Here is a 23,491-nt window from a genome sequence, read left to right as displayed (position 1 = left end):
AGCGGTCACAGGCCGGACTGTTCAGAGCCGCCCTCGATCCGAGAGGACGATGCTGGGAGGAAGGAGAGGGCAGGAAACGAGTGGCGAGACCCGCCTCAGCCCTGTACTCGCTCCATGACGAGTTCACGCACACGCTTGGCGTCGGCCTGGCCGCGAGTCGCCTTCATGACGGCGCCGACGATGGCGCCGGCCGCCTGGACCTTACCGCCGCGGATCTTGTCCGCCACGTCCGGGTTGGCGGCCAGCGCCTCGTCCACGGCAGCCAGCAGTGCCGAGTCGTCGGAGACGACCTCAAGCCCGCGAGCGGCGGCCACGGCCTCAGGATCACCCTCTCCGGCCAGAACCCCTTCGAGAACCTGGCGGGCCAGCTTGTCGGTCAGACGCCCGGAGTCCACCAGCCCTTGCAACTCGGCGATCTGCTCGGGCGTGACGGCCATGTCCTCCAGGACGGTCTCCTGCTCCTTGGCCGTGCGGGAGAGCTCCCCCATCCACCACTTCCGGGCGGCCTGACCGGTGATTCCTGCTGCCGCAGTGGCCTCGATGAGCTCGAGCGCTCCGGCGTTGACGACGTCGCGCATCTCGGTGTCACTCAGGCCCCACTCGGCCTTGAGGCGACGGCGCTTGGCCGCGGGCATCTCGGGCAGCTCCTCACGGATCTGCTCGACCCACTCGCGGCTGGGCGCCACCGGCACGAGATCCGGCTCGGGGAAGTAGCGGTAGTCGTCGGCGTCGGACTTGACGCGACCGGCGCGGGTGGTGCCGTCGGCCTGGCCGTGACGGGTCTCCTGGAGCACCTCTCCCCCGGCGGCCAGAATGGCGGCCTGACGCTGGATCTCGTAACGGACGACCTGCTCGATCCCGCGGAAGGTATTGACGTTCTTGGTCTCGGTGCGGGTTCCCAGCGGCGCGTCGGGCGACTCGCGCAGGGAGACGTTGACGTCGGCGCGCACGTTGCCGCGCTCCATGCGTGCCTCGGAGACCCCCAGGGCGCGGAAGATGTCGCGCAGAGTGCGCACGTAGGCGGCGGCGACCTGAGGCGCCCTGGCACCGGCGCCCTCGATGGGGCGGGTGACGATCTCCACCAGCGGCACGCCGGCGCGGTTGTAGTCCACCAGGGAGTGGCTGGCGCCCTCGATGCGGCCGTCGGCGCCTCCGATGTGGGTGTTCTTGCCGGCGTCCTCCTCCATGTGAGCCCGTTCGATCGGGATAGTGAAGAAGGATCCGTCCTCCATCTCGATCTCCAGGGCGCCGTCGTAGGCGATGGGCTCATCCGACTGGGAGGTCTGGAAGTCCTTGGCAAGGTCCGGGTAGAAGTAGTTCTTCCGGGCGAAGCGGCAGGACTCTGCGATCTCGCAGCCCAGGGCCAGGCCGATACGGATGGCATACTCCACGCCGCGGGCGTTGACCACCGGAAGCGCACCGGGGAGTCCCACCGACGTGGGGGTCACCATCGTGTTGGGCTGAGCGCCGAAGACGTTGGGTGCGGCGTCGAACATCTTGGTGGCGGTCCCCAGCTCGACGTGCACCTCCAGCCCCAGGACCGGGTCGTAGCGACGAACGGCCTCGTCGAAGTCCATCAGCGTGTCACTCATCGTGTCTCCTCCAGCTCGGGCGCACGCGACAGCAGCGGCGCCCCCCATGTCTCCTCCAGCGCGGCCTCCAGGACGGCACCCACGCGGTACAGGCGGTCATCGGCCCTCTGCGGCGCCAGGATCTGGAAGCCCACCGGAAGCCCGTCATCGCTCAGGCCCGAGGGCAGGCTCATGCCGGGCACCCCCGCGAGGTTGGCCGGAATCGTGGTCACGTCCAGCTTGTACATCGCCAGCGGGTCATCCTTCTCCCCGAAGCGGTAGGCCGTCACCGGAGCGGTGGGCGAGACGAGGATGTCCGCCTTGTCCCAGGCGGTGTCGAAGTCGCGCTGCACCAGCGTGCGCACCTTCTGGGCCGAGCCGTAGTAGGCGTCGTAGTAGCCGGCCGACAGCACGTGCGTGCCCAGGATGATGCGGCGCTTGACCTCGTCACCGAAGCCCGCCCCGCGGGTGGCCGCCATGACGGTCTCTGCGGTGACGGGTCCCGACGTCGGCTCGACCCGCAGGCCGTAGCGCATCCCGTCGTAGCGGGCCAGGTTGGAGGATGCCTCGGCGGGCATGATGAGGTAGTAGGCGTCCAGCGCGTACTCCAGATGCGGTAGGGAGACGGTCTCCACCTGCGCGCCCGCCGCCTCGAGCAGCTCCAGGGCGGCGTGGAAGGAGGCCACGACGCCGTCGTGGTAGCCCTCGCCGCCGTCGAGCTCGGAGATGACGCCGACCCGCAGTCCGGTCATGTCCCGCCCCTCCTGCGCGGCCCGAACCACGGCGGCCATGCCGCGCGGCGCGTCCGGCAGCGACGTGGAGTCCAGCGGGTCGTGGGAGGCGATGACGTCATGCAGGAGAGCCGTGTCCAGCACCGTGCGGGCCATGGGGCCGGGCGTGTCGAGGGAGGAGGCCATGGCGATGACGCCGAAGCGCGAGACCGTGCCATAGGTCGGCTTGACGCCGACTGTGCCGGTGACGGCCGCGGGCTGGCGGATCGAGCCGCCGGTGTCGGTGCCGACGGCCACCGGAACCTCGTAGGCCCCGACGGCTGCGGCCGAGCCTCCGGAGGACCCTCCGGGGATGCGCCCGAGGTCCCAGGGGTTGGCCGTGCGCCCGAAGGCCGAGTGCTCGGTGGAGCCACCCATGGCGAACTCGTCGAGATTGGTCTTGCCCAGGATCGGGGTGCGGGCGGCGCGCAGGTTGCGCACAAGGGTGGCGTCGTAGGGCGGCACCCATCCCTCGAGGATCCGTGAGGCGGCGGTCGTGACCTGGCCACGGGTGACGATGAGGTCCTTGACGGCCACCGGCACACCGGTCAGCTCGCTGGTCGTCTGTCCCTCCTTGCGGGCGGCGTCGGCGGCGTCGGCCTGGCTCAGGGCGCACTCGGCATCGACGTTGAGGAAGGCCCCTACGGCACCGTCCACAGCGGCGATGCGGTCAAGATGGGCCTGGGTGAGCTCGCGCGAGGAGACCTCCCCCGCTGCCAGGGCCGCCGCCTGCTCGGCGGCGCTGCTCCTGATGAGGCCGGCCAGTGCGGTGGTGCTGTGAGTGCTCATGAAGCGGAGTCCTCCCCCAGGATCTGCGGCACGAGGAACATGGAGTCCTCGCAGGCCGGCGCACCGGCCAGGAGCTCGTCGACGTCGAGCGTGGGGGCCGGAACGTCCTCACGCAGCACGTTGGTCAGGGGCACGGGGTGGGAGGTCGCCGGCAGGTCGGACGTGACCACGCTCGTGACCCGGGCGAAGGAGGAGGTGACCGCGTCCAGCTCTCCGGCCAGGCGCGTCACCTCCTCATCACTCAGGGCGACCCGAGCCAGCGCCGCGACCCGCGCGACCTCATCAGTGGAAATAGCAGACATGGTGTGGAGTCTAGCCGGGCTGAGCCGTGCTGCGGCCGCATCACGTCGACATCACGTCGAGGCATGATCGACTGCGAGGATCGGCCCCACAGCGACGTCCCTCTCCCCGCAGGCAGAGCGTGGGCGTCGAGCCCGCGGGTTCCAGCGAAACGAAACTGAAATCGGATTCGTGCGATCTCACAGCGCCTCATCCCCGAGGATGATTGACATCGTCTCGTTTCACGGATGTCATGGTGATCACCAGGGTGAGGACCGACCCGCCGGCGACGGCACTGCCACGTCGACGCAGGTCGGACCAGGAACAGCCCTTGGATCAGACCTCCTTCCAGGAAGTTGGACCACCGGAGGTCAGATGGACCACTGGATTCGGCCACGTACCTCCCCGCACGGGGCAGGTGGCCGAGGGACGAGGATGCATGAGCAGCAACACTTCCCCCACTGGTGTACAGCACCAGGGAGAAGCCTCACAGAGCGAGACCCCTGTGCTCAGTACGCCCTACGGACAGTCTGAAGGCGTACGTCGCCAGTCCGTCTTCCAGGCGGCTGCGAACGCCGCGGCACCGCATGCGCGTTCGGCCAACGCTGTCTCAAGCGGCACGAAGGAGGAGCAGGGCAGCACCGAGGAGATCGAGGCGGTCGTCCCGACCCCGACCTCTGAGCCGGGCGCCGGCAGCGAGCCGGGCGATCAGCCGAGCACCGAGGGCGCCTCGGGAGCCGAGAGCATCGTCAGCGCTGCGAGCACCGGCGGTACCGACACTATCGGCAATGCCGACAGCACCGGCAGTGGCGGTCATCCCACCGCAGCCGGCCTGGCCCCCTCCTCCTTCCCCGCGGCCACGTACCCCGATGCGGAGTCGACCCTGGACGAGCCCCGGCGTCGTCGCCGTTGGCCCCTGGGGGTCGCGGCCGCCGCGCTGCTCCTGCTGGGCGTCGTCGGTGCCGGTGGCTACGCCTACGCCGCGCACTACGACGGCCGGGCCGTCCCGGGGACCACCGTGGCCGGCACCGACGTCTCCGGCAAGAGCCGGGAGGAGGTGGTCGCCGCCATTGAGGAGCGCGTGAAGGGCACCAAGGTCGACATCTCCGGGGACGTCACCGCCAGCGCCTCCCTGGCAGACCTGGGAACCACCGTGGATGCTCAGGCCACCGCCGATGCCGTCATGGCTCGAGGCAATACGCTCGGCGAGAAGTTCCACGCTCTGGTCTCCAAGGGCGAGGTCCCGGTGGTCACCACCACCGACAAGACCAAGGTGAGCAGCTACGCCACTTCTCTGATCCCGGAGGACCGCGCCAAGGCACGCAACGCCACCGTGGTCCTCGGTGAGGACGGCACCACCTTCACCACCACGAGCTCGGCCAAAGGCTCCTCGCTGGATGCCGACGCCCTGGCCCAGGCCGCGCAGAAGGCCGCTACCTCCCTGGACTCGTCGTCGATCTCTATGACGATCACGAATGCCGACCCGAAGGTCTCCGACTCCGACGCCCAGAAGGTTGCTGACGAGGCCAACAGCTGGGTCGCCCAGGACATCACCATCACCATGGGTGAGGACTCCTACACGGCGGAGAGCACGGACAAGGCCTCGTGGATCACGGTGAAGAACTCGACCGACACCGCTCCGACCATCGCCGTGGACTCCTCAAAGGTCTCCCAGTGGGTGAAGACACAGGCCGAGGAGGCCAGCTCCGAGCCCGTCACCGGCGAGCGCAACATCAATGCCAGCGGCCAGGTGGTCTCCACCCCGACCGAGGCCAAGGACGGTAAGACCGTCAACAACGCCGATGCGGTCGCCTCCTCGATCACGCAGTCCCTGGGCAGCAGCAAGGCCTACTCCGGCTCCTTCGAGGCGACGACGGTCAAGGCGGAGTGGAAGGAGCGCACCATTGCCAATGGCGCGGAGAAGCTGCCCTACCAGGCCGCTCCGGGTGAGAAGTGGGTCGACCTCAACCTGTCGAACAAGACGGTGACCGCCTACGAGGGCGCAACCGTCGTGCACGGTCCGGTCTCCATCGTCGACGGCGGGGCCGCGACTCCGACAGTCACCGGTACCTACAAGGTCTACCTGCAGTACCAGTCCCAGACCATGCGTGGTCTGGAGCCCAATGGGGATGAGTACGTTGCGGAGAACGTCCCGTGGGTGAGCTACTTCTACGAGGGCTACGCCTTCCACGGCGCGGGGTGGCGCTCCAGCTTCGGCTACTCCGGTTCCCACGGCTGCGTCAACATGCCGGTCCCCGAGGCGCAGTGGATCTACAACTGGGTCGACACGAACACAGTGGTCCAGAGCCACTACTGAGCCGGTATCAGCCGAGTCATAACTGGGGCGGGGCACTTTCCTGACAAGGAGGTGCCCCGCCCCAGTCGTGAGTCCTCAGGAGACCGCCTGGGGTCCTCCCTCCAGGAGCGCCACGAAGCCCTCCTCATCGAGGATCGCCAGCCCCAGCTCACGGGCCTTGGTCTCCTTGGAGCCCGCCTTGTCCCCCACGACGACGAAGCTCGTCTTCTTCGAGACGCTGCCGGAGGCCTTGCCGCCGCGCGAGACGATGGCCTCCTTGGCACTGTCCCGGGTGAATCCCTCCAGGGAGCCGGTGACCACGACGGTCAGGCCCTCCAGAGTGCGCGCCGACTCCTCCTGCTGGTCCGAGGCATCCTCCCGGGTACGGACCCCGGCGGACTCCCAGCGGCTGAGGATCTCGCGGTGCCAGTCGACCTCACGCCACCGCGCCCAGGACTCGGCAATAGTGGGGCCGACGCCGTCGACCTCGGCCAGCTCGGCGACGTCAGCCCGACACAGGGCCTCCAAGGACCTGAAACGCGCCGCCAGGGCGCGGGCGGCAGTCGGGCCGACGTGACGCACGGACAGGGCCACCAGAATGCGCCACAGTGGACGGGTCCGGGCCTGCCGGAGCTGGGAGAGCATGGCGGTCGCGTTCTTTCCCGGCGCCGTCGCCTTCTTGACCCGTCCGTCGGCGTCATAAGTCTGCTTGGTCCAGAAGAAGCGGCTCAGGCGCCAGTCGCCGGTGGGGACCCCCCGGCGGGAGACGGGGCGCCAGACGAAGACCTCGCGAAGGTCGTCCTCGGTCAGGTCGAACAGAGTGGCCTCGCCGGTGAGCACCGGTGTCTGCTCGGTGATCCCCGACTGCTTCAGGAGCTCCTCGACGGCCTCCACACGCTGGGAGACGTGGAGGGAGTCGAGCTCGCCGGGCGGGAGGCTGAGCCGTCCGCGTTCGGTCTCCAGGCTCCGCCCTGCCGCGAGCGCGGTCAGGGCCTCGCGGCGTCCGGCGTCGGGTCGGGTGAGGGCGCCGGCGGCCTCGTCTCCCAGTCCTTCGACGTCCAGGGCGCCCCGGGAACCGATGTGGGCGATCCGCTCGGTGAGCTGGGCGGGGCAGGAACGGGTGTTGGGGCAGCGCAGGTCGACGTCGCCGTCCTTGGCCGGTGCCAGCTCGGTGCCGCAGGAGGGGCAGTGCGTCGGCATGACGAAGTCCCGCTCGGTGCCGTCACGCAGGTCGGCGACCGGCCCCAGGATCTCAGGGATGACGTCGCCGGCCTTGCGCACGATGACCATGTCCCCGATACGCACGCCCTTGCGGGCCACCTCGGTGGCGTTGTGGAGGGTGGCGCGGGCCACCGTCGAGCCGGCGACGAGGACCGGTTCCATCATGCCGAAGGGCGTGACGCGTCCGGTGCGCCCGACCTGGACGGCGATGTCCAGCAACCGGGTGCGGACCTCCTCGGGCGGGTACTTGTAGGCAGTGGCCCAGCGGGGCACTCGGGAGGTGTGACCGAGGCGGCGCTGGAGGGTATGGTCATCGAGCTTGAAGACGATGCCGTCGATCTCGTGGATGAGGTCGTGGCGGTGGTTGGCGTAGCGCTCGATGTAGGCCTCGCGCTCAACCCGTCCCCGGACCACGGTGTTGTAGGGGGACACCGGCAGCCCCCAGCCGGCCAGCAGCTCATACCACTCGTGCTGCCGGGTGGGGAGCCTCTCCCCCGGTGCGGGGGTGATCGCGCCGACTCCGTGGGCGATCATCGCCAGGGGCCGGGAGGCGGTGACGGCGGGGTTCTTCTGGCGCAGCGAGCCCGCAGCCGCGTTGCGGGGGTTGGCGAAGACCTGCAGGAGGGGGGAGCCGTCCTTCTGCCGCCGCAGGTTGCGGGTGCGGCGCTCCTCGTTGAAGGCCTCGAAGTCCTGGGTGGGAAAGTAGACCTCGCCGCGCACCTCGAGCAGGGAGGGGTGGGCGTCGCCGGCCAGGACCAGGGGGACCGAGCCGATGGTGCGCACGTTGCCGGTGACGTCCTCACCGGTCGTGCCGTCACCGCGGGTCGCGGCCCGAGTGAGGATCCCGTCCTCGTAGGTCAGGGCCACGGCCAGGCCGTCGATCTTGACCTCGGCGGTCATGGCGAGCTCGTTGTCGCCGACCCCGGTCTCGGCGACCATGCGCTCGGCCCACTCCTGGACCTCGTCAAGGGAGAAGACGTCCTGGAGGGAGTACATGCGCTCGTGGTGCGGGGCGGGGGCGAAGTCGGTGACGGCGCGCCCACCCACGGAGCGAGTCGGTGATCCGGCTCTGGCCAGGAGGGGGTGGGCTGCCTCCAGCTCCTCCAGCTCCCGGTAGAGGACGTCGTAGTCGGCGTCGGACAGGGGGCTCTCGGCGTCGATCGCGTTGTAGTAGGCGTCGCGGGCCGCCTCGATGTCACGCACCAGCTCACTCCAGCGTTCCCGGGCGGCAGTGGGGATGACGCTCAGATCCACGGGGCTCTGCTGATCGGAGTGTGCCGAAGCGGGGGCCTGGCTAGGAGCGGAGCCGCGGGGCACGTCGGTGTCAGTCATGGGGCCATCTTCCCTCAACCGGGTTCACACCGGGTTCTGCGCGTATCCACAGTGAGCATGAGCATCCCCGAATGGGGAGGTTGTCCACACCCGGTGCTGCCCGCCGGCGACGTGACGGACGACAGCGGTGATTCTGGAGGAATGAGCGCTACCGCCGACGTCCTGGACCTCCCCTCACCCCTGCCGAGGGAGGCCTCGTTCTCGTTGTGCCGGCAGTCGGTGGGTGAGGTCGCCGCGGACGCGGCTCTCGCCGCCTTGGCCGGCCCGTGGCACCTTGCGGTCCTGGATGGACCTGACCGCGGCCTGGTGATCCCTGTCAGGGACGGCGCCTTCCTGGGGCGGGGAGAGGTTCTCAGCGACCCGTTGATCTCACGCCGTCATCTGCGCCTGCGGCTTCATGGCGGCCATGTCCTGGCGCAGGACTGCGGATCGGCCAACGGCTCCTACCGCTACTGGCACCTGGGGCTGTGGCTACGTGCTCGCGAGGAGATGCGGCTGAGGGAGGGGGCGCTCCTGAGGCTGGGAGGCAGCGTGCTCGAGCTGCGCAGGCGCCCCTGCGACCTGGTGGTGGCGGCCCCTGCGGCGCCGGCTTCGTCAACGGCATGGTTGATGGCGGGCTCACTGGTCTGCGTCCTGGTCATGGCCGGCTCGGCGGCGATAGCGGTCAGGACGGGAAGCCGCGGTGCGATGGGCATGATCATGGTGGCGCCCATGATCGCGATGACGATCATGCGCCTGGTGCCGTTCCTGCAACGCCGGCGAGCCCAGCGCACCGGGAGCGCCGGCGGGTCCCGATGGCGTGGTCGCCGGCGCCGCCGAGGACGCCGACCGGGTTGGAGGCACGGCGAGCCGGACCCTGCCACGATGCTGCTGGCCGTCGCGGCACGGTCCAGCATGTCTCATCCCGTCCGGGGTTCCGAGGCCGAGGGCCCGACGCCGGTGTCGACCTCCCAAGAGGTCCTGACCGCCTGGAGTGCCGAGCGCCGACGACGCTGCGTCCTGTCGCTCTCCGACGGCGAGAGCGTGGCCCTGTCGGGCAAGGGGGCCGGGAACGCACTGAGATGGTGGTGCACCCAGCTCCTGGCCCGCGATGAGGTCCGGGTGACCGTGATGGATGACCTGCCGGGAGACCCCCAGGATGGGCACGCGGGTGATCGGGACAGGGAGGAGCGTGAGGAGGCAGGCGACCGGCTGGGGCTCCACCTCACCTGGGGTCCGCAGGCACACCCTCATAGCGCGCTGATACTGACCTGCTCGTGTGATGAGGTCCCGCCGCAGGCACTGTGCACGCGGCCCGCTCCGGCAGGGGCGCCGTCGTGCTCACCGACCTGGTGGGATGCGGTTCGCCACCTGAGCCGCTCCCGGATCACGTCACCGCCGCAGGGGTCGTCCCATGTCGACGGCATTCCCGATCTGGTCCCACTCAGTGCGGTCATGGACGACCTCGACGCCCACGAGCTGCGGACTCGGTGGGAGGAGCAGTCACGCTCGCCGGCCCGGGATGCCCCGGCGTTGTCGGCGGTGCTCGGAGTGGGATCGCGGGGGCCGGTGAGTGCCGACCTGGTGGCGGACGGCCCGCACGCCCTGCTGGCCGGGACGACGGGTTCAGGAAAATCCGAGCTGCTCATCTCGTGGCTGGTGCAGCTGGCGCTGAGTCGGGCACCGGATCGCCTGACACTGGTGCTCGTCGACTACAAGGGTGGTGCCGCCTTCGGTCCTCTCGCCGGCCTGCCGCACACGGCCGGGGTCCTGACGGATCTGGATCCTGCCGGCACTCAGCGAGCCCTGTCCTCCTTGGAGGCCGAGGTGCATCGCCGCGAGCGGATCCTGGCCGCCCATGGCGCCAAGGATCTCTCCTGCCTGCCGCCACGGGTCGTCGTCCCCGATCTGGTGGTGGCGGTGGACGAGTTCGCCACCTTGGCCGGTGAGCACGCCGAGGTCCTGGAGTCTCTGGTGCGCATCGCCGCCCAGGGACGCAGTCTGGGGATCCACCTCATTCTGGCCACTCAGCGCCCTCAGGGGGCCGTGTCACCGGCGATTCGAGCCAATACCTCCCTGCGAGTGTGTCTACGAGTACTCGACGCCACTGACTCCAGAGACGTCCTGGGGCACGACGGGGCCGCTCGGCTCGGTCATCATCCCGGCAGAGTCCTGATCAGTGGAGCCGGCGGCGAGCAGGAGGACGACCCCGGCCCACGAGGTCTCGGCAACGGACCTATTGGCCCTAGCAGCCCTAGCAGCCAGGTGCTTCAGGCCCCCTGGTGCGGCTCGACGCGTGAGGTCCAAGAGATCGTTGACCTCGTCTCACGCGCAGCCGAGGGACACGCCTCCCCGTGGCGCCCGTGGGCGCCGGCCCTGCCCATCTCGATCAACGCGGCCGAGGCACTCGAGCTGGGACGGTTCCGAGGCCCCCAGGCACCCGGTGGGACTGAGAAGCAGGGGGAGGATGGGGCGCTCGCCCTCGCGGACCTCGCCGGCCACGCACCACCGACCATCCACGACGACCGTCTTCTTCTCGCCGTCACCGACCTTCCTCGCCAGCAGAGCCTCGGGGTGTGGCACTGGTGGGTCGCTCGCCCGTTGCTGGTCCTCGGGGCCCCGAGGTCGGGGCGTTCCACTCTCGTCGTCTCGGCCGCGACGGCGGCACTGAGCTCGGGCAGAGGGGTGCACCTGTGCGGGCTCGCTCCGCCGGCCTCCGACGGCTCCGGCGGGGCCACGGACGCTGCCTCACCCGTGCGCGGACTCCTCACACACCCCGGAGTGGGCACGGTCGTCGGTACGGAGGACCCTCGGCGCCTGGCCCGGTTGTGGGGGCTTGCGGCCAGTGGGCGGCTGGGCGGGGACCTGCTGTGCCTCGATGACGTCGACGCACTCATCCCGACCATCGATGAAGTGCTGGGCCCAGGTCAGGGCAACGCCCTGCTGGAGGCCGTCATCCGAACCGCATCCGCAACGGGCACTCCCCTGCTGTTGACCGCCCCGTTGGGCGCGTCCACCGCCCGGTGGGCCGGATCCATGGGGCCCAGGCTGGTTCTCGGTGCGTCCACTGGCACGCAGGCCGCCCTCGCCGGTCTTCCACGCGGGGTGGTCACCGGAGGCGTCCCAGGGCGGGGCGTCATCCTGGACGGAGCGGCGACGACCGCCTGTCAGATCGTGCTCCGGGAGGACCCCCCTGTGTCCGGCTCCGACCGCGACGGCGGCCGTGTGCTGCGGCTCGAGCCGCTGCCGACACGGCCCACCTGGAAGGACGTTCCGGACGGTACCTGGGCTGTGGGAGGGGACGCGGCAGCACCGGTCGCCCTCCCGGCTCACACCAGTGTCCTGGTCACCGGGCCACCCGGCTCGGGGCGCTCCACGACCCTGCGGGCACTGGCTCAGGCGATTCCTTCAGACGCGCTCGTTGTCGACGACCTGGACCTGGCGGACGTGGCCACCACCACTCAGGTGGAGGCCGCGCTGGCGCGCTCCGAGGTGGTTCTGGCCTCCGCCTCGACGGAGAAGGTCGCCACGACCTTCCGCGGCGCGATCTCCACCATGCGTGAGCGCGAGGCCATCGTCGTGCTGTGGCCCGGTCTGCGTCATGCCGATCAGGCAGCCGGCATGTCCTTGCGGGCTGTCACCGACCCGAGGGCGATGACGCTTCCTGGTCGTGGAGCACTCGTCCATCGCGGAACGTGCCTGCCCATTCAGGTCGTGCTGCCGCGGTCCGAAGACGATGACCGTCCTATTGAATGGTCTGTTTAACAGGCATTCTCAATGATGGAAAGTGGTGTTATCTCAATACCTCAGCCTCCTGTGAGGATCACGACAGGGTATCGGCACAGGTCTCATGATCGAGGTCTTGCCCGCTGCCCCACGTCATGTGAAAGTTGTTCTCAGACGCGGCCGCCGTCCCCTGTCAAACCGGACCGGCGATAGCCGTATGACCGATGACCTTGTAGGGGGCCTTTATGGACTGGCGCAGCCAAGCCGCATGTCTCACCGTTGACCCGGAGCTCTTCTTCCCCGTGGGGAACACCGGTCCCGCCATTGCCCAGATCGCCAAGGCGAAAGAGGTGTGCGGCCGCTGCGAGGTGGTGGACACCTGCCTGAAGTGGGCACTGGAGAACGGTCAGGACGCCGGCGTCTGGGGAGGCATGAGCGAGGATGAGCGTCGTTCCCTCAAGCGTCGGGCGGCTCGCGCGCGGCGATCATCCTGAAAACTGATCGACTTCTTCGTGTCGCGGTGTTCGCACGGTTAATCGTGCGAACACCGTTTTTGTCGATCCAGGTGTTTTCAGCAGCCCGGATTCGAAAGGTCAGGCTTCAGCCCTGGCAGCCCTCTGGCTAAGGCGGACGTGAATGACGACGTCGGTCCCCCCGCCGCTCAGAGGCTCCCAGTCAATGACCCCCCGCAGCTCCCCACGCACGAGCGTGGTGACGATCCGCGTTCCCAGACCGGTCATGAGGGTGTCCGGCGCAAGGCCTGCACCGTTGTCCATCACGTGGACCTCGAGGTGGTCCTCGTCGCGGTGGGCCGTGACTGTCACTCGGCCGTCACGTCCGTCAAGGCCATGCTCGACGGCATTGGTCACGAGCTCGGCCAGCACCGTGGCCAGCGCCTGAGCCGTGTCGGCATCGACCACGCCGAAGGAGCCCTCCAGCTTGGTGCTGACCTCGCCCGTGGGCGTGGCCACGACCGCGGCCATGCGCAGGATGGAGGAGAAGACCTCGTCGAAGTCCACGTGCTCGTTGACGTTGTGGCTCAGGGCGTCGTGGACGGTGGCGATAGTGGTCACCCGGCGCTCGGCCTCGGACAGGGCCTGACGGGTCTCCTCGTTCGAGGCGCGGCGGGCCTGCATACGCAGCAGCGCCGAGACGGTCTGCAGGTTGTTCTTGACCCGGTGGTGGACCTCCCGGATGGTGGCGTCCTTATTGAGCAGGACCTGCTCACGCCGACGCACCTCGGTGACATCACGGACCAGGAGCGCAGCCCCGGAGCGGCGTCCTCGGAGCGTCAGGGGAATGGAGCGCACAGACAGGAACACTCCCCCGACCTCGACCTCGGTGAGCCAGGCCTGCCTGCCCATGAGAACCACGGCCAGCGTCTCATCGACGGGGGTACGAGCAGGAATGATCGAGGTGACGGCCTCAGCCAGCAGGATCCCCTCCAGCTCTCCCTCAATCCCCAGGCGGTGGAAGCAGGAGCGCCCGTTGGGGCTGACGTAGACGATCCGCCCCTCCTCGTCCAGGCGCAGGACGCCGTCGGCCACGCGCGGCGTGCCGTGGCGGATCGTGGTGCCGGCCCCCTGGATGGGGAACTCGCCCGAGGCGGTCATCTGGCACAGGACCTCGGCGATCTCCTCCATCTCCCGCTCAACGATGCGCCCGCCCCGGATAACACCCACCGAGGTCTCCCGAGTCACGACGGCGATCGGCGTGCCGGCGTGAACAACCGGGATGTACTCCTCCTGGACCGCGGCGGTACCGGTCCAGTAGGGCTCGGCGGCGTCCTGAATCTGAGAGGTGGACAGCGACTCCATGGCCATGGCCTCACGCGAGGCCGGCATGCGCCGCCCGACGACGTCCTCGAGGTGGACGGTGGTTCCACCAGAGGGGCGGGTATGGCCTGCGGCAATGAAACGCCCCGCGCGGGTACGCACCCACAGGACCAGGTCAGAGGTGGATAGGTCCGCAATCAGCTGCCAGTCGGCCACCAGCTGGTGGATCCAGTCGAGGTCGGCCTCGGCGAGGTCGACTGCGTCTCTGAGGGCGCTGGGCAGAAGATTAGGCACCTCTCAAGGTTATCGGCAGTGAGCGGACCCGGCTCGTTGAGCCGACTAATTGCCAAGCAGGACACATGTTCGGGACCTGAGCAATCCCGTACTCAACCGTACGAGCCGCGTCACGGCTCCCGGCCCCGCCATGATCGGAGCATGCCCCGGCCCGGTGAAACATGACAGGATCGCACCATGAGGAAGACCATCACCATCACCTATCCCGCAAGTCCGGCACGCACCGCGCAGATGCTCGCCGACCCCGCCTACCAGGAGGAACGGGTCTCGCGAGCCGGGCTCGACAATGCCTCAGTCGACGTCGCTCAGCGCGGCCAGGGGTTCGTCTCCACCATCGCCGGGAGCGTCCAGCCCTCCCAGCTGCCCTCGGTCGCCTCGCGGTTCGTGCGCTCGGCGGTGTCCTTCACCGTAGCCGAGTCCTGGGGCGAGCCGAAGGACGACGGATCACGCTCCGGCGGCTACGACGTGACGATCAAGAACGCCCCGGTCAAGGTCAGTGCCACCTCCACCATGGCTCCAGCCGCGGACGCCGCCGGTGAGGCCACCACCGTCACCGTCGACGTCGATCTCAAGGTCACTGTGCCCCTGGTGGGCAAGACCATCGAGGAGAAGGCCATGGGCATGGTGGGCCGAGTCGTGGCGGACGAGGAGCGCCGCGCCACCGCTTGGCTCGCCGAGCACTGATCCCCGTCTCCATCGCATCTCGATCTCTCACCTCGGTCATTCACTGTGCGCTACGTCGCCCGGTGCTGTTATTCCCGTGCTGCGCCCCTGTCCGCCAGTGGCGCAGCACGGGGCCGTGTACCGGTTCCGACACCGAGTCGCGCCCTGTTTCATGGCACGATCAGGCCATGAGCACATCCAACACAGCCGCCTCCGCCCCTAACGCCGTGTGGGCCGAGCGCGCGGGCACCCGGCAGTACATCGGTCGCAACTCCTCCGGCGCCGAGGTCCGTATCGGCATGGGGCCGGGCGAGTTCTCCCCCGGCGAGCTGATGAAGATCGCGTTGGCCACCTGCAACACCCTGTCCGCCGACCACCGTCTGGCCAAGGCTCTGGGCGAGGACTTCGAGGCCACCGTGGGCTGCTCGACCGTCAAGAACGACGCCGAGGAGCGCTACGAGTCCTTCCAGGTCGAGATCGTCACCGATCTGTCCTCGCTCGACGCCGATCAGCGCGAGCTGCTGAACCAGCGGGTCGCAAGCGCCGTCGACCGTCACTGCACCGTGGGTCACACCATCGAGCACGGCGCTTCCTACACGACGACGATCGTCGACCCCAACGAGGACTGAGCGCTCAGCGCCCCATCCGCTGAACCGGCCGCCGTCCCCGAGGCCCCCCTGTGCCATCAGGTAAGGAGACCACCGTGAACACCTCCCGCTCTGGGCGCTCCACCGCGCTGGAACGTGCACTCGACAAGGCCATCGCCATCCCGGCCGCCCGCATCGAGGAGCGCGTCGCACGGATGCGTCGGGACCGCCCCGGGGCCGACGCCGCCGAGCTCGTCGAGATGGCCGCCTCCCGCTTCCGGCGGGACGCGGGGCTGTCGTCGGGGGCCGTCGGGGCCTCCGCGGCCATACCGGCCATCAGTACGGGCGCGGCCGCCGCTCTGACTGTCGGCCAGAGCGCCGCCTTCATCGCCTCGGCCGTCACCTACGTTCTCACTGTCGCGGAGATCCAGGGGGTCCATGTCGTCGACACCGAGCGCCGTCGGGCCCTGGTTCTCTCCGCCCTCCTGGGCAAGGAGGGCTCTGAGGCGGTTCAGGGCCAGCTGGGCCTGTCCTCGATGTTCTGGGCGGCTCAGCTGCTCATGCAGATGCCCCTGCCCTCGGTGAAGTCGATCAATGCCCACCTCATCAAACGGGTGGCCAAGCGCTCGGCCGCCAAGGGCGGGGCGCTGGCGCTGGGGCGTCTGCTCCCCTTCGGGATCGGGGCCGCCATCGGCTGGTCCGGAGGCCGGGCACTGGCCAACCAGGTCATTGAGGGGGCACAGGCGGCGCTGGGACCCCAGCTCGCTCTGGGCGGCTACGTCGACAACTCCCACGTCGAGGTGATCGACGCATGAACGGATTCGGCAGTGCCAGCGAGCCGTCGCCGTCGGCCGCCCAGTACCCGGCGCTCGCGCAGATGGGGCTCGTCCCCCCGCCGGACGTCGACGTCGCCTACGAGAACCTCCTGGCGGACGTTGTGACCAATGGGACCCCGAAGTCCGACCGCACCGGTACCGGGACGCGTTCGCTCTTCGCCCGCCAGCTGCGCTACGACCTGGGACGTGGCTTCCCGCGTATCACCACGAAGTTCGTGGCCATGAAGGCCGTCAAGGGCGAACTGCTGTGGTTCCTGCGCGGGGACACGAACGTGCGCTGGCTCCAGGAGCGGGGTATCACCATCTGGGACGAGTGGGCCGATGACTCCGGCGAGCTGGGGCCGGTCTACGGCTCGCAGTGGCGCTCCTGGCCCACCCGGGACGGGGATGCGATCGACCAGATCTCCAGTCTTATCGACACGCTGCGCACCGACCCGGACTCGCGGCGCATGCTGGTCTCGGCCTGGAACGTCTCCGAGCTGGGTTCCATGGCCCTGGCCCCCTGCCACGCCTTCTTCCAGTGCTACGTGGCCGATGGCCGCCTGAGCCTGCAGATCTACCAGCGCAGCGCCGACCTGTTCCTGGGGGTGCCCTTCAATATCGCCTCCTACGCGCTGCTCACCCACATGCTCGCCCAGCAGTCGGGCCTGGAGCCCGGCGAACTCATCTGGACCGGCGGGGACTGCCACATCTACGACAACCATGTCGAGCAGGTCCGCACCCAGCTCTCCCGGGTGCCGAGCGCCCATCCCTTCCCGACGCTGCGCCTGGAGCGGGCCGAGTCCATCGACGCCTACGACATGGATGACATCGACGCCTCCCAGGGCTACGAGCACCACTCCACGATCAAGGCCCCGGTCGCGGTATGAGCGGCCTGGGGATGATCTGGGCCCAGGACGTCACCGGCATCCTGGGGGCCGACGGCGGCATGCTGTGGCGTGTGCCGGCGGACTTCGCCCACTTCAAGGCCACGACCATGGGCTGCGGACTGGTCATGGGACGCACTACCTGGGAGTCATTGGGAGGCCCCCTGCCCGGGCGGCGTAACGTGGTTCTCACCCGTGACCGGTCCTGGCGGGCTGAGGGGGCGACCCGTGCCGGCTCGCTGCGTGAGGGGCTCTCGGTGGCGGCGCGGGGCCTGACCGCCGACCTGGGGCACGATCCTCGTGAGGGGGATGCTGCCGGGCTGCCCCGCCTGTGGGTCATCGGCGGCGGAAGCGTCTACGAGCAGGCTCTGGCCGACGGTCTGCCCGATGTGCTCGTCGTCAGCGTCCTGGACCTCGATGCCACCGAGCGGGCCCGCGAGCGCGGCCTGCCCGACTCAGTGCTGGTGCGCGCACCGGGGATCAGCACTCAGGAGTGGGCCATCGACCCGGCCCGCTCCGACCCGCAAGGGCAGTGGCGCCCCGTGTCGGGGGACGCGCGCTGGCGAGTGGAGACCTGGCGGCACCTCTAGACGCGCTCAGTGGGCACAACAGGTCTTCAGTGGGCGGCATCATAACGGGCCCGCGCCTCAGTGACAGCACCGAGGTGGTCGGTGGCCCAGGCCTCAACCTGAGCGAGCGCCTCCGCCAGCCCTTTCCCTGAGTCAGTGAGCTCGTAGGTCACTCGCGGTGGGATCTCTGGATACTGATGGCGCTCAAGAAGTCCATCGCGTTCAAGCCCCCGTAGCGTCTGGGTGAGCATCTTCGTGGAGATACCGTCGACTTGAACCGATATCTCCTTGAAGCGCTGCGGCCGGTCCGCATGATGCAGCGCCCCGATAACGAGCACGGTCCACAGGTCACCGAGCGACTTGAGTAGGGGGCGTGAGGGGCAGTTGCGGCTGTAAGGGTCGGGGGCCATCTCCCCCACCTTATGCGTGCCGGTCGGCTGCTCAGTGTCGGCCACATTGTCTCCTCGTGTGCTTGGTCGCTGATCCGTCGTCGGACGCCCACGAGTGTGAGCGGCCGACGACGGATGTTGGCGACAGGCTACCTGCGGATCGTGCGCCTCACTCAGCGACGACGGCGAGTCCCCCGGTCCAACCGATCTGCTCAGTAACGCCCAGGGCGATGCCCAGCGCCCCGAGCGCCTCCAGACGCTCTGCCCGCTTGAGCTCTCCGGCGTCCGCCCACCTCAGCCCGGCGGCTTCGACGAACGAGCGCAGGCTCGCCTTGGCCTCGGCGGAGTCGGCGGCGGCCAGAACAGTGGCCGGGCGACCGCCAACGGTTCCGGCGGCGAGGACGGCCGCGAAGACGGTGTTGAAGGCCTTGACCACCTGGGCGCCCGGGAGCTTCACGGCGAGCTCGGCGGCCGCAGAGCTACCGGCCTGCACGACGGAGTCAAGGGTGGTGAAGTCCAGGGGGTTGGTCGGGTCGACGACGACCTTGCCGGCGAAGGCCTGCGCGCCATAGGTGGCGATGACGTCGTCGATGGCGGCGTACGGCAGGGCGAGGACGACGATGTCGCCGCTCAGGGGCGAGCCGATCTCGGCGACGTCGACACCCGACAGGCCGGTGACCTTGGAGGTGTCACGGACCAGGACCTGAGTGCTGGCGCCGGCCTTGACCGCCAGGCCTGCGACGGCTGATCCGATGTTGCCGGCGCCGATGATGGAGATGGAGGGGACGGACATGAGAGCTCCTTGAGCGTTAGTTGTTGAACGAACAACTAAACTCTCTCACACGCACTCACTTTCTAATAGAGAGTGACTGTATGAAAGAGATCACTGATTGTCGTCCCGCACGCTCCCTGTCATCACTGACACGCCGAGCGCCGCGGTCCTCTCGCCGCTCAGAGCAGCTTCTTGGAGGTGAGCCAGTCGGTGGCGATGACCTTGGAGCTGAGCTTCTCACCGGTGGAGCGCTGGTTGAGGGCGCGCAGCTCGTCGGGTGTCAGCAGGGCCGAGACCCGGTTGATGGCGGTGGCCGCGATGGCCGGCAGTGAGGCGGAGACCAGCGGGGTGACGTTCTGCGGGAGGATGAGCATCTGAGGGTCGGACAGGATGACGAGGTCCTTGACCCCGATGGCGGGATCGGAGGAGTAGATGTCGGCGACGTCGACGGTGCCGTCGGTGAGCGCCTTGACGGTCAGCGGTCCGCCGGAGTCCTCCACCGGCGTGACGGAGGCGTCGACGCCGTAAACGGCCTTGAGTCCCTTGGGACCGTAGGGGCGGGTAGTGAACTCCGAGTTCGCGGCGATGGTGATGGGCCGCCCCAGTGAGGCCAGGTCGCCGATGGAGGTCAGGGAGTGGGCCCGGGCGGTGGCCTTGGTGACGGTCAGGGAGTCCTGATCCGTCGCTTCGGCCGGATTCAGGACGGTCAACGAGTGCGGCAGAGTCCTCAGCAGGGTGTCCTGGATGGAGGCAGTGTCACTGGCGGTGCGGGAGGGGGCTGCGGTGCCGGCCGCGGCGGTAGGGCTGCCTGAGGCGGAGGTCTTGCTGTAGTACTCCAGCAGGTTGCCGCCGTATTCGGGGATGACGTGGATCTTGCCGGCCTCGAGCTCGGGCAGGTAGACCTCCCGTTGGCCGATCTGGTACTGGCGGGTGACGGTCAGGCCGGTCTTCTCCATCATCTGGGCGTAGAGCTCGGCGATGATCTCGTTGGAGTAGTACTGCTGGCTGCCGATGATGATCGGGCCACCGGAGTAGCCCCCGGAGGCCCGGTCAATGGCGAAGGGGTCGGTGTCGGAGCAGGCGCTCAGGGCGAGCAGGCCGGTGGTTGCGCCGACGCCGGCCAGCAGACCGCGTCGTGTCAGCTGCTTTCCGGGGCGCGGGTTGGACTGTGCGGTCATGCTGATTCCTTCCGGTGCTGCCGGGCGCCCGGGGGTGTGACACCCCATTGGATGAGGGCGAAGAGGGCCTCGGAGGCCAGGGCGAGGGCGATGACCAGGAGCGCCGAGGCGAGCATCATGACGTAGTCCTGGGTCTTGAGGCCCAGGAACATGAGCCGGCCGAGCCCGCCGGCACCGGTGTAGGCGGCCAGTGTGGCCGTGGAGATGACCTGGAGGCTGGCCGAGCGCAGCCCGCCGACGAGCAGCGGCGCCCCCAGGGGGATCTCGACCCGCCCCAGCACCTGGAGCTCACTCATGCCACTGGCCCGGGCGCCGTCGACGGCCGTGGTCGAGGCAGCCCGCACGCCGCTCATGGCTCCGGCGAGGACACTGGGCAGGGCCAGGATGACGAAGGCGATCATAGGGGCACTCAGGCCGACCCCGAGCACAAGGCCGAACAGCGTGATGAGGCCCAGGGTGGGAAGGGAACGGGCGGCACCGCTGAGCGGCTGCACCCAGGTGCGCCCGCGTCCGGTGTGCCCCACCCACCAGCCGGCGGGCACCCCGATGAGGGCGGCGATGAGGACACCGGCCAGGGAGTAGAGAACATGCTGGACCAGCAGTGGGCCGATGCCCATGGCACCGCTCCAGTGAGCGGCGTCGGCGATGTACGCCAGCGCGGCCAGAACGAACCTCACTCCTTATCCTCCTGACTCCCGGAGGTAGCGGCGCCGGCGCGTTTCCAGGTCCAGGGCAGGCACAGCCGCCCCAGTGCGAGGACGAGCCCGTCCAGGATGAGGGCCAGGGCCGCGGTGGACACCAGGCCGGTGACGATCTCGGCCGTGATGCCGCGCTGGAAGCCGTCGGTGAACAGCCAGCCGAGGCTGCGCACACCGAGGACTGCCCCGACGGTGGTCAGTGAGATCGTCGAGACCGTCACCACGCGCAGGCCCGTGAGGATGGCGGGGCCGGCCAGTGGCAGCTCGACGGTGAGGAAGCAGCGGATGCGCCCCATGCCCATGGCTGTGGCGGCGTCCAGGACGCGTGCGTCAACGGCGTCGAGCGCGTCGGCAGTGGCCGGCACCAGGAGCGCCAGCCCGTAGAGGGTCAGGGCCACGATGACGTTGAGCGGGTCGCGGATGCCAGTGGCCAGGATGATGGGGAGGATGACGAACAGGGCCAGGGACGGGACGGCGTAGAGCAGCGAGGAGCCGGTCACGAGCACAACTCGCAACGGGCGGGCGGTGCGGGCCAGCCGGGCGATGGGGATCGCCAGGACGAAGGAGGCGATGATCGCGGGAACCGCCTGGAGCAGGTGAGCCAGCAGGTGTCCGGCGATGGTGGGCAGGTTGGCCAGGACCCAGCTCATGCCCGTTCCTCCGCCTCCGTGGAGGACTCGTCGGCCAGGCGCCCGACGGCGCGACCGGCCCGGTCCAGGACGATGCGGAACTCGGCGACATCCTTGAGCCTCAACTGGCGTGCGGCGTCGTCGAGGCCGAGGAAGCGGGCGACGAAGTCGTCGGCCGGGTTAGCCAGCAGCTGGGGGCCGCTGCCGCGCTGGGCGACCTGGGCGCCTTCGCGCAGGAGGATGATCTCGTCGCCCAGAGCGAGGGCCTCATCGACGTCGTGGGTGACGAAGATGATCGTCTTGTCCAGCTCGGCCTGGATCCGGACCATCTCGCGTTGGAGGTCGCGGCGCACGAGGGGGTCGACAGCGCCGAAGGGCTCGTCCATGAGGAGCACCTCGGGGTCGGCGGCCAGCGCCCGGGCCACGCCGACCCGCTGGGCCTGACCGCCGGAGAGCTGGTGAGGGTAGCGCCCGGCCAGGTCGCGGTCGAGATCCAGCATGTCCATGAGCTCGACGGCCCGGCGTCGGGCGTCGCGGCGGTCCGCGCCCTGGAGGCGGGGTACGAGGGTGATGTTGTCGATGACGCGTCGGTGCGGCAGCAGCCCCGCGTTCTGCATGACGTAGCCCATGGAGCGGCGCAGGGCGACGGCGTCGCGGGTGGCGACGTCCTCGTCGTCGATGAGGACCCGTCCGCTGGATGGCTCCACCATCCGGTTGACCATGCGCAGCAGCGTGGTCTTGCCGCAGCCGGACGATCCCAGCAGAACGGTGGTAGTGCCGGCCTCGATACGGGCTGTGAAGGAATCGACGGCGGGAGAACCGGATCCGGCGCCCCTCCCAGCCGGGTACGACTTGGTGACGGCATCGAAGGTAATGGTGCTGCTCATAGCAGGTGTCGGGTGTCCTCTCGTGGCCTCTGGCGGCGCGCCCCGATGGCGTATTGCCACCGTACCAGCCGCCACCTGCCGATCTGCCAGGTGGCAGCCTTTCCCAAGACTATTGGTGCAGGATTGAAAGCAAATACCCAGGTACCCACCCCCGTCCCCTGGAGGCGCAGACATGCCGGACACGATTGACGCTACTACTCCCCCAACCATGCTGGCGGCCCGGCTCAGCGAACCGGGGAGCATCAGCAACCTCCACGTCGTCGAGCTCCCGGTTCCCGCCCCGCCCGAGGGTTGGGTGCGTCTAAAGGTCATGGCCTTCGGCCTCAACCGCAGCGAGTACCACTCCGTGCACGGCATGGCTGAGGGGATGACCTTCCCTCGCATCCTGGGGATCGAGGCCTCCGGGGTCATCGACCTGGACCCCGAGGGCATCCTGGCACCCGGCACCCAGGCGGTCACGATGATGGGCGGAATGGGACGGGTCTTCGACGGTGGATACGCCCAGTACGTCATCGTACCGCGCACGCAGATCATCACCTTCCGCTCCAGCCTGCCCTGGGAGGTCATCGGCTCGGTGCCCGAGACACTACAGACGGCCTACGGAGCCCTGACCACAGGCCTGGATCTCCAGCCGGGGCAGAGCCTGCTCGTACGCGGAGGTACCTCGGCGCTCGGACTGACCACGACCGCACTCGCAACCGACATGGGCTGCCGGGTCTATGCGACCTCCCGCCGCGAGGCCGGGCTGGAGCTACTGCGCTCACGAGGCGCCATCCCGCTCCTGGACGACCGAAAGGTCGCTCCGCGGCTGCGCGAGGCAGAGCCGAGTGGGGTTCACGCCGTCCTTGAGCTGGTCGGCGTGCCGACGCTGCAGGACTCGCTGGCGGCGACGGCGGTTCACGGAACGGTCTGCTTCTCCGGGATGCTGTCTGACTCGTGGACGATCTCTGACTTCTACCCGATGGACTGGATCCCCAACGGGGTACGTCTGACCGCCTACTCCGGCCAGGCCCAGGACCTGCCGGCAGAGGTGCTTCAGCGGATCCTGGACCGGATCGAGTCGGGCGGTCTCGATCTCCTGCCCGTCCATTCCTACCCTCTGACCGACATCGCCCAGGCGCACGAGGACATGGCCTTGGGACGCTACGTAGGCAAGCTCGTCGGTCTGCCCTGGGACTGAGTCGACGCGCTCAGGCCGCCAGGGACACGGCGTCATCGACTCGGAAGTCACCCTTGATCAGGGCCTGGATGCCTTGTGCGTAGGAGCTTGCCGCAGGTCCTGCAGTGCGACCCAGCACATCCTCCAGCCACGGGGAGTAGGCGGCGTCGACGGCAATGGCAACACGATTGAGAGCATTTCCGATCATGATGGCCTCCTTGGTAAA

21 protein-coding genes are annotated in these 23,491 nt (G+C 69.0%); 9 read left to right on the top strand and 12 right to left on the bottom strand.

What is annotated here, in order from left to right; genetic code table 11:
• Positions 1-95: 95 nt before the first annotated feature.
• Genes gatB through gatC form a run of 3 tightly spaced genes read right to left on the bottom strand, consistent with a single transcriptional unit; the run spans position 96 to position 3,432 of the window.
• Positions 96-1,592, bottom strand: a complete 1,497-nt coding sequence (gene gatB / locus BKH28_RS06740; protein WP_075418078.1) for an Asp-tRNA(Asn)/Glu-tRNA(Gln) amidotransferase subunit GatB — start codon at positions 1,590-1,592, stop codon at positions 96-98.
• A complete protein-coding gene (gene gatA, locus BKH28_RS06735) occupies positions 1,589-3,130 on the bottom strand; it encodes an Asp-tRNA(Asn)/Glu-tRNA(Gln) amidotransferase subunit GatA (protein ID WP_075418077.1) in 1,542 nt (513 codons plus the stop codon). The genes gatB and gatA overlap by 4 nt, the downstream gene beginning before the upstream one ends.
• Positions 3,127-3,432 (bottom strand): Asp-tRNA(Asn)/Glu-tRNA(Gln) amidotransferase subunit GatC, encoded by a 306-nt coding sequence (gene gatC / locus BKH28_RS06730; protein WP_075418076.1) that lies wholly within the window; start codon positions 3,430-3,432, stop codon positions 3,127-3,129. Before gatC ends, gatA begins: the two co-directional genes overlap by 4 nt.
• A gap of 416 nt (positions 3,433-3,848) precedes the next feature.
• Between gatC and BKH28_RS06725 the strand changes: the two genes are divergently transcribed.
• On the top strand, positions 3,849-5,726 hold the full coding sequence (locus BKH28_RS06725; protein ID WP_075418075.1) for a L,D-transpeptidase: 1,878 nt from the start codon (positions 3,849-3,851) through the stop codon (positions 5,724-5,726).
• A 75-nt stretch (positions 5,727-5,801) separates the two neighbouring features.
• On the opposite strand, the gene ligA is transcribed toward BKH28_RS06725, so the two are convergent.
• Positions 5,802-8,258: an NAD-dependent DNA ligase LigA gene (gene ligA, locus BKH28_RS06720; RefSeq protein WP_075418074.1), complete on the bottom strand. Its 2,457-nt coding sequence runs from the start codon at positions 8,256-8,258 to the stop codon at positions 5,802-5,804.
• A gap of 141 nt (positions 8,259-8,399) precedes the next feature.
• Between ligA and BKH28_RS06715 the strand changes: the two genes are divergently transcribed.
• Positions 8,400-12,002 (top strand): FtsK/SpoIIIE domain-containing protein, encoded by a 3,603-nt coding sequence (locus BKH28_RS06715; protein ID WP_075418084.1) that lies wholly within the window; start codon positions 8,400-8,402, stop codon positions 12,000-12,002.
• Positions 12,003-12,208: 206 nt separating this feature from the next.
• A complete protein-coding gene (locus tag BKH28_RS06710; protein WP_003779481.1) occupies positions 12,209-12,457 on the top strand; it encodes a WhiB family transcriptional regulator in 249 nt (82 codons plus the stop codon).
• A gap of 99 nt (positions 12,458-12,556) precedes the next feature.
• Here BKH28_RS06710 and BKH28_RS06705 read toward each other — a convergent pair whose 3' ends face one another.
• Positions 12,557-14,032 carry a sensor histidine kinase gene (locus BKH28_RS06705; RefSeq protein WP_075418073.1) on the bottom strand — a complete coding sequence of 492 codons (1,476 nt, stop codon included), beginning with the start codon at positions 14,030-14,032 and terminating at the stop codon, positions 12,557-12,559.
• Positions 14,033-14,209: 177 nt separating this feature from the next.
• On the opposite strand from BKH28_RS06705, the gene BKH28_RS06700 reads away from it, so the two are divergent.
• From BKH28_RS06700 to BKH28_RS06680, 5 genes are all read left to right on the top strand, one after another.
• A complete protein-coding gene (locus tag BKH28_RS06700) occupies positions 14,210-14,716 on the top strand; it encodes a DUF2505 domain-containing protein (RefSeq protein WP_075418072.1) in 507 nt (168 codons plus the stop codon).
• A 167-nt stretch (positions 14,717-14,883) separates the two neighbouring features.
• Positions 14,884-15,324: an OsmC family protein gene (locus BKH28_RS06695; protein WP_075418071.1), complete on the top strand. Its 441-nt coding sequence runs from the start codon at positions 14,884-14,886 to the stop codon at positions 15,322-15,324.
• A 74-nt stretch (positions 15,325-15,398) separates the two neighbouring features.
• Positions 15,399-16,097, top strand: coding sequence for a hypothetical protein (locus BKH28_RS06690; protein ID WP_075418070.1), 699 nt, complete (start codon positions 15,399-15,401; stop codon positions 16,095-16,097).
• Positions 16,094-16,987, top strand: a complete 894-nt coding sequence (locus tag BKH28_RS06685) for a thymidylate synthase (RefSeq protein ID WP_075418069.1) — start codon at positions 16,094-16,096, stop codon at positions 16,985-16,987. Before BKH28_RS06690 ends, BKH28_RS06685 begins: the two co-directional genes overlap by 4 nt.
• Positions 16,984-17,574, top strand: coding sequence for a dihydrofolate reductase (locus BKH28_RS06680; protein ID WP_075418068.1), 591 nt, complete (start codon positions 16,984-16,986; stop codon positions 17,572-17,574). Before BKH28_RS06685 ends, BKH28_RS06680 begins: the two co-directional genes overlap by 4 nt.
• Positions 17,575-17,600: 26 nt before the next feature.
• Here the strand turns inward: BKH28_RS06680 and BKH28_RS06675 are convergent, their stop codons facing one another.
• The 6 genes from BKH28_RS06675 to BKH28_RS06650 form a co-directional block, all read right to left on the bottom strand.
• Positions 17,601-18,008, bottom strand: coding sequence for a winged helix-turn-helix transcriptional regulator (locus tag BKH28_RS06675; protein ID WP_081380070.1), 408 nt, complete (start codon positions 18,006-18,008; stop codon positions 17,601-17,603).
• Between the two features lie 103 nt (positions 18,009-18,111).
• Positions 18,112-18,735, bottom strand: coding sequence for an NADPH-dependent F420 reductase (locus BKH28_RS06670; RefSeq protein WP_075418067.1), 624 nt, complete (start codon positions 18,733-18,735; stop codon positions 18,112-18,114).
• 158 nt (positions 18,736-18,893) lie between these two features.
• Positions 18,894-19,892, bottom strand: coding sequence for an ABC transporter substrate-binding protein (locus BKH28_RS06665; protein WP_075418066.1), 999 nt, complete (start codon positions 19,890-19,892; stop codon positions 18,894-18,896).
• Positions 19,889-20,569, bottom strand: a complete 681-nt coding sequence (locus tag BKH28_RS06660) for an ABC transporter permease (protein WP_075418065.1) — start codon at positions 20,567-20,569, stop codon at positions 19,889-19,891. Before BKH28_RS06660 ends, BKH28_RS06665 begins: the two co-directional genes overlap by 4 nt.
• Positions 20,566-21,240 carry an ABC transporter permease gene (locus tag BKH28_RS06655; protein ID WP_075418064.1) on the bottom strand — a complete coding sequence of 225 codons (675 nt, stop codon included), beginning with the start codon at positions 21,238-21,240 and terminating at the stop codon, positions 20,566-20,568. Before BKH28_RS06655 ends, BKH28_RS06660 begins: the two co-directional genes overlap by 4 nt.
• Complete coding sequence (locus BKH28_RS06650; RefSeq protein ID WP_075418063.1) at positions 21,237-22,106, bottom strand: ABC transporter ATP-binding protein; 870 nt, start codon at positions 22,104-22,106, stop codon at positions 21,237-21,239. Before BKH28_RS06650 ends, BKH28_RS06655 begins: the two co-directional genes overlap by 4 nt.
• Before the next feature lie 172 nt (positions 22,107-22,278).
• Between BKH28_RS06650 and BKH28_RS06645 the strand changes: the two genes are divergently transcribed.
• Positions 22,279-23,286, top strand: a complete 1,008-nt coding sequence (locus BKH28_RS06645; RefSeq protein WP_081380069.1) for a zinc-binding dehydrogenase — start codon at positions 22,279-22,281, stop codon at positions 23,284-23,286.
• Between the two features lie 10 nt (positions 23,287-23,296).
• Here the strand turns inward: BKH28_RS06645 and BKH28_RS06640 are convergent, their stop codons facing one another.
• A complete protein-coding gene (locus BKH28_RS06640) occupies positions 23,297-23,473 on the bottom strand; it encodes a hypothetical protein (RefSeq protein WP_256695520.1) in 177 nt (58 codons plus the stop codon).
• Between the last annotated feature and the right edge of the window lie 18 nt (positions 23,474-23,491).

This window comes from Actinomyces oris, from assembly GCF_001937665.1.
Classification (GTDB): Bacteria; Actinomycetota; Actinomycetes; order Actinomycetales; family Actinomycetaceae; genus Actinomyces; species Actinomyces stomatis.
Note: the sequence above shows the minus strand (reverse complement) of the source record. Positions and strands in the feature narration are given on the sequence as shown.